Source organism: Magnetospira sp. QH-2, from assembly GCF_000968135.1.
GTDB lineage: Bacteria > Pseudomonadota > Alphaproteobacteria > Rhodospirillales > Magnetospiraceae > Magnetospira.
This window is the reverse complement of record NZ_FO538765.1, coordinates 888,016-899,319: the sequence shown is the minus strand read 5'-3', so window position 1 is coordinate 899,319 and position 11,304 is coordinate 888,016. Positions and strand designations below refer to the sequence as shown.

The 11,304-nt window shown below is 60.5% G+C and carries 8 protein-coding genes; 3 read left to right on the top strand and 5 right to left on the bottom strand.

The genetic code is table 11. From position 1 onward, the window contains the following. Window positions 1-26: 26 nt before the first annotated feature. From MGMAQ_RS04330 to MGMAQ_RS19280, 3 genes are read right to left on the bottom strand one after another with little or no spacing between them, the layout of a single operon-like run. Entirely contained in the window at window positions 27-1,298 is a 1,272-nt protein-coding gene (locus MGMAQ_RS04330; protein ID WP_046022943.1) for an HlyD family type I secretion periplasmic adaptor subunit, read from the bottom strand. A gap of 38 nt (window positions 1,299-1,336) precedes the next feature. Next, window positions 1,337-3,070 (bottom strand): type I secretion system permease/ATPase, encoded by a 1,734-nt coding sequence (locus MGMAQ_RS04325; RefSeq protein ID WP_046020576.1) that lies wholly within the window; start codon window positions 3,068-3,070, stop codon window positions 1,337-1,339. Window positions 3,071-3,094: 24 nt separating this feature from the next. After that, window positions 3,095-4,873: a calcium-binding protein gene (locus tag MGMAQ_RS19280; protein WP_052716107.1), complete on the bottom strand. Its 1,779-nt coding sequence runs from the start codon at window positions 4,871-4,873 to the stop codon at window positions 3,095-3,097. A gap of 202 nt (window positions 4,874-5,075) precedes the next feature. Here MGMAQ_RS19280 and rnd point away from each other — a divergent pair, with 202 nt between their 5' ends. Beyond that, window positions 5,076-6,227: a ribonuclease D gene (gene rnd, locus MGMAQ_RS04315; protein WP_046020575.1), complete on the top strand. Its 1,152-nt coding sequence runs from the start codon at window positions 5,076-5,078 to the stop codon at window positions 6,225-6,227. A 3-nt stretch (window positions 6,228-6,230) separates the two neighbouring features. On the opposite strand, the gene MGMAQ_RS04310 is transcribed toward rnd, so the two are convergent. Next, window positions 6,231-7,802: a Ppx/GppA family phosphatase gene (locus MGMAQ_RS04310; RefSeq protein ID WP_082085261.1), complete on the bottom strand. Its 1,572-nt coding sequence runs from the start codon at window positions 7,800-7,802 to the stop codon at window positions 6,231-6,233. A gap of 182 nt (window positions 7,803-7,984) precedes the next feature. After that, the gene (locus MGMAQ_RS20955; protein WP_158498770.1) at window positions 7,985-8,158 is read right to left on the bottom strand and encodes a hypothetical protein; all 174 of its coding nucleotides are present in this window, start codon (window positions 8,156-8,158) and stop codon (window positions 7,985-7,987) included. Between the two features lie 91 nt (window positions 8,159-8,249). On the opposite strand from MGMAQ_RS20955, the gene MGMAQ_RS04305 reads away from it, so the two are divergent. Both MGMAQ_RS04305 and MGMAQ_RS04300 read left to right on the top strand, forming a co-directional pair. After that, a complete protein-coding gene (locus MGMAQ_RS04305) occupies window positions 8,250-8,768 on the top strand; it encodes a histidine phosphatase family protein (RefSeq protein WP_046022940.1) in 519 nt (172 codons plus the stop codon). Between the two features lie 211 nt (window positions 8,769-8,979). Next, complete coding sequence (locus MGMAQ_RS04300; protein ID WP_158498769.1) at window positions 8,980-11,304, top strand: bifunctional diguanylate cyclase/phosphodiesterase; 2,325 nt, start codon at window positions 8,980-8,982, stop codon at window positions 11,302-11,304.

The window sequence follows — 11,304 nt, the reverse complement described above, 5'->3', positions numbered from 1 at the left end:
CAAGATCGGTTTAAAGTCTTTCGCGTTTAATGTTCCCGTCCGGCCCGGTGCAGGCTGCGGAACACCGGTTCGGTGAGATAGTCCAGTACGGTCCGCTCGCCCGTGACCAACAGCACCTCGGCCTGCATGCCGGAGCCCAGACGAGCCATGTCAAAACCCTTTTGTTGCAGCGCAGGCTGTACGCGGCCGGCGAAGTAGGCTCGACCGCTCACCGGATCGACCATACGGTCGGCCGAAACAGAGACCAAAGTGCCCTCCAAAGGTTGGGTGGCGCGGGCATTGAAAGCGGTCATGCGCAATTGCGCCGCCATACCCACCCGCACCACATCAATGTCTTTCGGGTCGATGCGCAGATCGACCATCAGCCGGTCCGCATTCGGCACCAGATCGAGCAAGGGCTCGCCCGGTTGCACGATCCCGCCCGGTGTGTGCACGCGCAGGTCCACCACCCGCCCGGCCATTGGGGCCCGCACACCGGTGCGCGCCAGAATGTCGCTTGCTGCATGGATTTTCTCCTCGAGTTCATTGAGCCGTACCCGGACCTTCTGCCATTGCTCGGCCACCTGGGCACGCTGCTGTTCACGGGGTTGGGCCGCCTGGGCCCGCAGTTCGGCCACGGCCTCTTCGGACCGGGCAATACGCGCCGCGTAATCTCCCACATGGCCTTTGGCCTCGGCGATGCGACGCTTGATCTCCAAGAGCTGGGTTTTCGGCACCAGGCCTTTTTTGCCCAATTTGTCTAAAACGATCTGTTCTTCCCGTAACAGGGCAAGACGCTCCTGGTGAGCCGCTGCCTGGGCCTTGTATCCGACGACCTCCTTGCCAAGTTTTGCAATCCTCTCGGTGATAACTTTTTGCTGTCCCGCCATCCGCTCGAGACGGCTTTGGAACAGATCGATCTGCCCCACCAGGATCTCGGCAAATTCAGGCTTGTCGGCCTTGTCCAACAGGTCATCGGGAAAATTGATCGCCTCGGCACCATCGCGCTCGGCTCGCAGGCGTTCCTGTTCCGCCCGCAACGACATGCGACGCTTTTCGAGCAGGTCCAACGTGGCACGGGCCTGGGTATCGTCCAACTGCAACAGCATCTGCCCCGCCGTCACTGTCTCACCGTCCCGAACCTTGATTTCGCTGACTATCCCGCCTTCCAAATGCGCAACGGTCTTGCGGTTGCTTTCCACGCCGACCACACCTGGAGCGACGGCGGCGGAGTCCAGCCGGGCGGTTGCCGACCAGACCAAGCCTCCGCCCAGAAACCCCAAGGCCACGAACCAGCCGAAACGCTGCCATCTGGCCATTTCATCTGGCCTCGGTCCAAATATCTTGCGTTTGCGGATCATGATGCATTTCCTCCAACGGCTTGCAGGGGCAAGGGGGTGACCACCGACTCATCGGCTTCACCGACCAGTTTCAGGTGAGCGCGCGTCTGACGGTGGCACAGGGTTGTTTCGCCATCGCGCAGAGTCAGGCGCAGATCACAGTGGGCCAGCAGGCTGGGGCGCTGGGCGACCATGACCACCACGGCGCGGCGGGCCTTGAGCTGGGTCAGGGCGCGGATCAGGGAGTCCACCGCCTCCGGGTCCATGTTGGAATAGGGCTCGTCCAGCACCACCAGATGGGGGTCGCCAAACAGGGCCCGGGCCAGGGCGATCCCCTGATGCAAACTGCCCGATAGCAGCGCCGGATCACGCTCTACCGAGGTATCATAGCCCAAAGGCAGCTTGTGAATGCGTTCGTGAACACCAGCCAATTTCGCCGCCGCGATCACAGCTTCGGCAGGCGCATCGGAGAAGCGCGCGATATTGTCGCGGATGGAACCGGGGAACAGGGTCGGATTCTGCGGCAGATAGCCGAGATGCTCGCCAAACCGATCGCCCTCCCATGAGCGCAGATCGGCACTCCCTAGTCGCAGGGCCCCCTGATGGGGAGTCACCAAACCGGCAACCATCCGGGCCAGGCTGGTCTTGCCACCGCCCGATGGACCGGTGATACCCAACACCTGCCCAGGATTCATATCCAAGTTCAGGCCATCGAACAGCGGCGCATCGGCCCCACGCGGGAACCAAGCAAGGTTGCTGAAGCTCAAACCCGTCCGTGGAATCGGCATGTCGCTGGGCGTGGCGCGACCGTCGAGACCGGAAGCCACCATGGTCAGGCGGGCATAGGCGCTGCGAGCGTTCCGGACCTGGCGCCACAACCCCATGGCTTGTTCCACCGGGCTCAAGGCGCGCGCCAGGATGATGGATGCGGCAATCATCGCGCCGGCGGTCAACTCACCCGCGATGACAAGCCAGGCGGCCAGCCCCATGATTCCCACCTGTAAGGCCAGGCGTAGAAATCGACTGACGGCCATCACGGTACCAGCATGGTCCGCGGCCCTGGACTGCAATGTCTGCGCCTGAGCATTCAAGTGAGCCCAACGATCGGCCAATCGCGATACCATTCCCAGGGCATGGGCGGTTTCCGCCTCATGCGACAGGGCCTGAACGATCGCCTGGCCTTCCCGGCGCGGTCTTTGAGATTCCACCAGTGGCACATGGATTAGGCCATCATTGATCCAGGCCAGGACCAGCAACGCCAGGGCACCACACAGAGCCAAAACACCTAAGGCCGGGTGCAACAAGGCAATCATCAGAATATACAGCGGCACCCAAGGCGCATCCAGAAGGGCGATAATGGTCGGACCAGTCAAGAAATCCCGCAGGGTCTCCAGGTCGCGTAGCGAGCGCGGTTCCCGATAGCCCTCGGGCAGACGCGGATCGGCCAATGCCTTGGCCAAGGGTGTTCCCAACCGGCGATCCAATTGGCCGCCCAGACGGACCAACAGTCGAGAGCGCACCAGCTCCAGTGCCGCCAAGGCCGCGAAGGCAATCAAGGCACCTACAGTCAAGGCCACCAAGGTATCCCCGCTTCGACTGGTCAATACCCGGTCAAAAACCTGGATCATGTACAGGGGCACCACCAGCACCAGCAGATTGGTTGCCAGGCTGAAACCCGCCACATGGGCCAGCACCCGCCGTCCTTGACGCAGGGTTTGCTTGAAGGGAAAGGCCGTCTGATGGGTCGACATGGTGGGTTTCTCCCGCCGCTGGGGTCAAAAAAGGAAATCGCCGTCGCTTAGGTCGTCGGCGCGCACGCCGGTGAGAGTGACGCTGTTGCCGCCCCCCAGATCAATTACCGCGTTATCGTCGGAGTCTTCATCGATGCTTAGGGCACCAAACCCGGCAAACCCGTAGTCGCCCAGATCCATCTTGTCCGCATAGGCCGCGCCGGCGGACAGGGCGGTGAAATCCGTCACCCGGTCCGCCCCGCCGCCGCGCCGAAACAGAAAGGTATCGTTGCCCAGGCTGCCGGTGAGGGTGTCGTTCCCCGTACCGCCATCCATGCGATCCGCGTCCAAGCCGCCGTTGAGCACATCATTGCCCGCGCCGCCGTCCATGGTGTCGCGGCCAAACTCGCCCAGCAGCCGGTCATCCCCGTCGCCGCCGGACAGGGTATCGTTGCCAAATCCGCCATAGAGGCTGTCGGCGCCCTCGTCGCCATACAGTTGATCATGGTTCCAGCCGCCATAGAGCTTGTCGTCGCCCGCATCGCCATGGATCACGTCGTTGCGGTCATAGACGCTCAATGAGTCTGAACCGCCATAAAGGATGTCATCGCCCGCGCCGCCGCTGAGGGTATCGGCGCCATCCATGCCGCTGATGAAATCGGCGCCATCGCCGCCGGACAGGGTATCGGTACCGCTGCCGCCTTCGAGAATCAGATCCGGGGAGCCGGTGACAAAATCATGGAAGCTGACCCCGCCACTGGCGTCGGCTTTGGTGGCAAAAATTTCGCCGTTGGCCTCAAGGCGTTCGATGGGCTGACCGTCGTAGAAATCCAACAGCCGTAGAATGCCGCCCGCGTCGTAAAGCAGATTGAGGTCATTGCCTTCCTGAATTACCAGGGACACCGCCTCAAAGGGATCGACACCATCAAAGCGCAAGGAATCCACGCCGCTGGCATCGAAGATCACGTCCACATCGGTCAGAGCCTCCGGACCGATAAAATAGACATCATCGCCGCTCCCACCTTCGAGGCGGTCGGCTCCGGCGCCGCCGGTCAGACTGTCGCCGCCAGCCCCGCCACTGATGAAATCGTCGCCATTGCCACCGAACAGCCTGTCCGAGTCATAGCCGCCATCCAGGCTGTCATCACCGCCATCGCCAATCAATACATCGCGCCCATAGCCGCCGATCAGGTCGTCATCGCCATCGAACCCGGAAAGGGTATCGTGGCCGAAGCCACCATCGAGATGATCATCGCCACTCCCGCCTTCGAGATGGTCGGTGAGAACGGAGCCGGTCAGAACAACGGGATCATCAACAGGGTCCGGATCGGGAATCGGATCGGGATCCTGGTCCGGATCAACGGGGTTCTGCTGAATCGGATTGGTTGCTTGTGCATCAACCGACCGAAATGTATCGGGCGACGGATCGCGGCTTTCATGGTTCCGGTGGACCGGACGGAAGGCCGGTCCATTGTCGGGCAGGGTCTCGCGGGTTGCGGTCTCGAAGGAGAGGGGCTGGATATCGTCGCCATCCACTTCCGAAAACGTCCCGGGCGAAAACGTCCCGGTCTCCAGGTCGCGGGCGAATCCTACTACCGACTCACCAACCGGTGATGGAGCAGATCCCGTGACCAAGGGGCCATTGCCCCAGATTTCCGCGTAATGCCCGTCCATACCGGAATCCGACGGTTCTTGCGGTTGTACCAGCGGGTCAATGACCGGCTCGCCATCAACCGGGGCTTCGTCCGCCATCCCCGCCAACCCGTCCTCTTCTGACGGAGCGGATTCCAAAAAGCGTTCCAGGAAGCGATCGAACACAGACATTTGACTATCCTTGCCAGCAATTTAGGTCACCATTGAATACTTACTCTATCCCTAATGGTAATGAAAACGGGCGAAATAGCATAAATATTTATATTTACATCAATTTACATTGTTTTTTATTTGTTATTATTTACTTAAATATTTGATCAATTTTTATCTAATTTCAGTGGGACCGGATGGAGAATCAGTGTATGACCACGTCATGCCTGTGATCCGTGATAGTCAGACTCTCGCCGATTTCTGCGCCGAACTGGCCCAGGAACCCTATGTCACCGTCGATACGGAATTTCTCCGCGAGAAAACCTATTGGCCTAAGCTTTGCCTTGTTCAATTGGGCGGCTCGAAAAACAGCAAGGCGGTAGATCCGCTGGCCGAGGGTATCGACCTGACCCCGCTGTTCGACCTGATGGCCAATGAACAGGTCTTGAAGGTTTTCCACGCGGCACGTCAGGATCTGGAGATTTTCTTCAATCTGACCGGCAAGGTCCCGCATCCCCTGTTCGACACCCAGGTGGCGGCCATGGTCTGCGGGTTCGGGGACTCGGTCTCCTATGAAAATCTGGTGGCCAAGCTGGCCAAGGCCAAGATCGACAAATCTTCGCGCTTTACCGATTGGTCAAAAAGACCTTTGACGGACAAACAGATCGATTATGCGTTGGCTGACGTGATCCATTTGCGTCCGGTCTTCGAGAAACTGCGCGACCGCATGGAAAAGAGCGGCCGGGCTCACTGGCTGGATGGGGAGATGGAAATTCTAACCAGTCCCAGCACCTATGACCCGGACCTGCGCACGGTCTATCGCCGCATCAAGGGCCGGGGCGCCAAACCGCGCACCTTGGCGGTGCTGCGCGAGTTGGCCGCCTGGCGCGAAGAAGCCGCTCAGTCCCGCGACATTCCACGCAATCGCATGCTGCGCGACGAAGCCCTATTGGAAATTGCCCATCATCTGCCGGAAACCGTCGAGGCCCTGGCCCGGGTGCGTGGCATGAGCGACGGCATGGCCAAGGGTTCTGTGGGCAAGGGCGTGCTTGCCGCCGTGCAGGTCGGCCTGGCGGTCCCCAAGGAAGATTGGCCGGAGGCCCCGCACCGAGACGCCCTGCCGAAAAGCGCCGCGCCCATTTCCGAATTACTCAAGGTATTGCTGAAACTGCGCTGCCAGGAACATGACGTGGCGCAGAAGCTCTTGGCCTCCGCCGATGACGTAGAACAAATCGCCGCCTATGGCGAAAAGGCCCAGGTCAAGACCCTCGATGGATGGCGCATGGATCTGTTCGGGGCCGATGCCCTGCGGCTGCGTCGGGGCGAACTGGCCCTGGCGGTCAAGGACGGCAAGGCACGGGTGGTCGAGGTCTGAGCCCTATTCGGCTTTGACTCCGCCTGCCACCAGCCACCCCTTCACCTTCAACGACTTGGCCACCGCCTGAAGCCGCTGGCTGACCGCTTCACTGACAAACACATGATCGTCCTGAGGAACCCGCAGGATCAAGGTGGTGCCGGTGAATTCCAGGCTGGTCCGCGGCAACAGGCCCGGCACACCGCCGGTCAGGGTGGTCCCCAAGCGAAGAGCGAGCCCCACCTGTTTGGCGTGTTTGGCCTCGCTGTCGCCAATCAGCGCCTGAACGGCGCTCGACCAGGAAAGCTTCACATCACCATTGTAGCGATGGAATATGATCATCGCCAAGCGCACCCGGTCACAATGGGACAGCCCGGCCACCGGCAGCTTCAGCACCCGGTGAAAGGCCTGCTCGGCGCGATAGTCCGGGTGTTCCCGCCAGGCAATATCGGCCAAATGGCTGGCCGCCACCCGCAGGCGCTGCTGGTCGACGGTTTCATCGGCAAACATCGGCGCGGTCCAATCGATCAATTCATGACCGTCGCCGCCATAGCGGGCATCCCGCTGCACCGTCGCCATGCAAGCGCGGATGAGCGGATCCATTTTCTTGATGTCTTCGGGCAAACGACTGAAATAGTACCCCTCGCGCATGCCATGAGCGGAGAACACCACCTGCTTGGGCTTGACCCTTTTCAGGACCCGCCGCAGCAACATAGCCGACAGCGGCAAGGCAACCCGACGACGGGCGGAAACGGAACTGAAGGCTTCCAGGTCTGCGGGGCCCATGCGGGTGAATACCTTGCACAGATCCAAGGCCCTATCCAATGGCAGGGTGAAGTTGTCAACGATATGAAGCGGATAGTCCGTATGCAGGATCATCGCCCGCGCCAGCGCGCGCCAGGAGCCGCCGACCGGATAGTAGGTCTTGCCCGCCGCGCTGTTCAGCCAGGGGAGGTCATCCAGGTTCTGATCGATGATCTTCTTGGCCACCGACAGGTCGTCGCCACAGGCCTCGGAGAGGTAGATGGACCCCAAAGGCAGGGTGCCATGGGCGCCATACCGCCCTTCATCCAGGGCCACCAGGTCCAGGCTGCCACCGCCCACGTCCCCCATCAGCCCGTCCGCATGAGGCCAATCGGAAATGACACCCAGGGCCGCCAGCTTGGCTTCTTCCTCACCGGACAGGACCTGCACATCAAGCCCGAACCGCCGCTTGATCTCGTTGACGAAATCGGCCCCGTCCGCCGCATCGCGGGCTGCCGCCGTTGCCAGAAGATCCACTTGCTCCACTTCCATGGCCTGAGTCAGCAGCGTGAAGCGATTGAGGGTATCAAAAGCCATCTCCACGCCATCGGGGGCCAACCGCCCGGTGGTGCGCAGGCCTCGTCCCAGGCCGCAAAGAGCACGCTCGTTGAAGATCTGAATCGGTGTCCGGGTGCGGCCATGAAAGACCACCAGACGGACCGAGTTGGATCCGATGTCCACCACCGCCACGCGGCCCTGGGGCAGGACACCCGGCAGCAGGCCTTGCGGTTGGGGTGTGGTCTTACGCGAAGCCCGGGGCTTGGCAGGGTTCTTGGAAGGTGTACGGGCCATAAATCAAGTCTCGTCTTCGCTGAAAGTCGGAACGGGAATACGGGTGCGATCTTTCTTTCAGCACCCGGCCCCGCCCGGACAGGCTGGGATTGGTCAAGAAGTCCTTATGGGTATTGAAGCTCTTCTTGGCCGGTGTCAAATGGGTATAGCAGCCATCGTCGCTCAGGACCCCTTTTTGCTCGTCATCCTTCCAAATGGCCTGGCGGATGGCGGGAATTATGCGCCTCTTTCATCACCGGCATATTGAAAGCCAGCCAGGAGCGCTCTTTGGTGACGAATCGCTCCGACGTCCCGGTCAAATGGATCGCGGCGTTCTTTTTCGCCGCCCCGCCGTGGGTCGATACGATGACATTCATATCCGCAGTCTCGTTTCTTCAAGACGAAAGGGATCCCGAAGGAGTAGGATAGCCGTTCGCCTATCATCAACCAACCATCACTTTGGCCGCCATGAAAACCTTATTCCTGCTGCGTCACGCCAAGTCATCCTGGGACAATCCCATGGCCCGGGACTTTGATCGACCGCTTGCCGGTCGTGGCCGCCGATCCGCCTTGGCCATGGCGGAATTCCTGGCCCGCGAGGACCTGCATCCGGATATGGTGCTCTGTTCCGCGGCCTGCCGGGCACGCGAGACATTGGATCATATTCAGACCGCGTGGAACTGGGCGGGCAATGTCTGTGTCGAGCACGACCTCTATGGCATGGATGCCCCGGGACTGATCACCCGCTTGCAACGGCTCCCCGAGAGCCTGGAGTCCGTGATGGTGATCGGGCACAACCCAACCATGGAAGCCACCGCCCATACCCTTGTCGGCAACGGACCGGACAAGGACATGGCCGACATGCGGGCCAAATTTCCCACCGCCGCCCTGGCCATGATCAAGTTCGATATTCCAGACATGCCTTGGACCGAACTGGCGCCTGAGACCGGCACCCTGATCCGTTTTGTCAAGCCCCGGGATCTCTAAATCATGTCGCGTTTGAGCGGATTCCATCCAACGCGAAAAACCCAATCGGTATCAACGGGCTCGCGCGATTTTACCGGACTCGATTGAACCCGGCCCACGCTGGTGTCGTGGAACCATGTTTCCAAGGTATGTCCGCGACAAAAAGCCGAATTGCATGAGGGATAAAAGGGTTATATCCTCGCCTTTCCATTGGGCTTTGAGGTTCTTCCGCGTGGCCAGATCGATAGAGACAGGCGAAAAACTGGAAACCATGGGCCGGGATAACACGGATGTGCCAAGCCAGCCACAACAGGAATTCCTCACCGGGGAACAGGACAGTGGCGACCTGACCCGTGAGTTACAGCGCCTCAATGCGCTGAATCGATTGAGCCGCCTTGCCCTCGCAGACACCGACATGGATCCCATTGAAAGGGAGGCCACGCGTTTGGTCCGTGACTTCCTGGGCGCCGACCGGACGGCGGTGTTCGAGTTGTTGGCCGATGGTCAGACCTTGCTATTACAAAACGGGGATGGCTGGCCCGACTCCGAATTGGGGCATGCCGCTGTCCGGGCCACCGAAGGATCACTGGGCATCGCCGCGGTTGCCGGCGGACGGACCCTCGGCGTGGAGGATTTCAATCGGAATTCGACCTACGATTGGCCGCACCTGTTCCGGGAGATGGGCATGGTGGCCTGTATCGTCTCCCCGATCCCGCTGGCCGACGGGGTCTATGGACTGCTCAGTGCCCATTTCGCCCAACCCCATGCTTTTGCGGCCGCCGAGGCCTCGTTTCTCGATGCTTGTGCCGCCATTCTCGGCCAGGCCCGCAATCACTTGAATGCCGATCTGGAATTAGCCAATCAGAAGGAACGCTTCGATCTGGCCATGCGCGGGTCCAACGACGGGCTGTGGGATTGGGATTTGGTCGAGGACGAGGTTTTCCTGTCGCCGCGCTGGAAAACCATGTTGGGCTACAAGAACGAGGAAATGGGTCAGGCCCCTGACGAATGGCTGGACCGCATTCATCTGGAAGACCGCACCCTTTTCCGCGAGGCCCTGGATGCGCACTTGATGGGCCAAACGCCGCTGTTCGTTTCGGAACATCGCATGCGGCACCATGATGGCAACTATCGTTGGATGCTGGCGCGCGGTATCGCGGTCAGTGACGATAACGACCGCCCGACCCGCATCGCCGGCAGCCTGACCGATATCACCGAACGCAAGCTGGTGGAAAACCGGCTGCTCAAGGATGCCTTTCATGATGCCCTGACCGGACTACCCAATAGGGCCTTGTTTGTCGACAGGCTGGAGCAGGCCATCGCCCGCTCCAAACGCCACGAAGACAATATTTTTGCCGTGCTGTACCTGGACTTCGACCGCTTCAAGGTGGTCAATGACAGCCTGGGACATTCCTATGGCGATCAGATGCTAATCGAGATCGCCCATCGTCTAAAGGAAAGCACCCGCGATCTGGATACCATTGCCCGGCTCGGCGGCGACGAATTTGCGGTGTTGCTGGAAGAATTGGACGGGCCCCACTACGGCGAACATGTGGCCCAGCGGATCAATGACGCCCTTTGCGTGCCGTTCAAGCTGGCCGGACGGGAAATCGTCTCCAGTGCCAGCATCGGTATCGCCATGAGTTCCACCGGCTACGAGCGGCCCGGCGAGGTGGTGCGCGACGCCGACATTGCCATGTATCAGGCCAAGACTCGCGGTCGCGGTCGGCATGTGGTATTCGAAAAGGGCATGCATGTGCGCGCGGTGACTCAGCTCGAGTTGGAAAGCGATCTGCGCGTGGCTTTGGAACGGCAGGAATTCAGCCTCGCCTTCCAACCGGTCATCTCCCTGGCCACTGGACGGATCGTCAAATTCGAGGCCCTGTTACGTTGGATCCACCCGGAACGCGGATTCATCTCCCCTGCCGACTTCGTGCCCATTGCCGAAGATACCGGGTTGATCGTGCCCATTGGCCGTCAGGTACTCGACGTAGCCTGTCATCAGATGAAAATCTGGCGCGATCAATTTCCGGACCTGGACCTGACCATCAGCGTCAACGTCTCACCCAAACAGTTCAACGACGATAGCCTGCTCGGCGATGTCTCGGAAATCCTGCATCGTAGCGGCTTGGAAGGGCGTTTCCTGAATTTGGAAATCACCGAAGGGGTGATGATGGAGAACCCGCTGGAAGTCACGGACCGGTTGCTACAGATCAAAAGCCTTGGCGTGCGGTTGCACGTGGATGACTTCGGCACCGGCTATTCCAGTCTCGGCCATCTGCACCGCTTCCCCATCGATGTGCTGAAGGTGGACCAATCCTTCGTCATGACCATGAGCGATTCCGACGAGAACATGGAAATTGTGCGGACCATCGTTGCCCTGGCCCGCAACCTCAAGCTCCAGACCGTCGCCGAGGGTGTGGAAACCGCCGAGCACCTGGCCCTGCTGGCTCAGTTCGGCGTGGACTTCGGCCAGGGCTATTACTTCTCCCGCCCCACCTTCGCCCCCGAGGCCACCGAGTTGCTGGAGAAGAACCCCCATTGGAGTGTGGAGTAG

Coding starts and splice junctions, on each gene's coding strand:
- MGMAQ_RS20955 (WP_158498770.1), bottom strand. CDS start 8,158: ATGAATGTCATCGTATCGACCCACGGCGGGGCGGCGAAAAAGAACGCC.
- MGMAQ_RS04305 (WP_046022940.1), top strand. CDS start 8,250: ATGAAAACCTTATTCCTGCTGCGTCACGCCAAGTCATCCTGGGACAAT.
- MGMAQ_RS19280 (WP_052716107.1), bottom strand. CDS start 4,873: ATGTCTGTGTTCGATCGCTTCCTGGAACGCTTTTTGGAATCCGCTCCG.
- MGMAQ_RS04330 (WP_046022943.1), bottom strand. CDS start 1,298: ATGGCCAGATGGCAGCGTTTCGGCTGGTTCGTGGCCTTGGGGTTTCTG.
- rnd (WP_046020575.1), top strand. CDS start 5,076: ATGCCTGTGATCCGTGATAGTCAGACTCTCGCCGATTTCTGCGCCGAA.
- MGMAQ_RS04325 (WP_046020576.1), bottom strand. CDS start 3,070: ATGTCGACCCATCAGACGGCCTTTCCCTTCAAGCAAACCCTGCGTCAA.
- MGMAQ_RS04310 (WP_082085261.1), bottom strand. CDS start 7,802: ATGGCCCGTACACCTTCCAAGAACCCTGCCAAGCCCCGGGCTTCGCGT.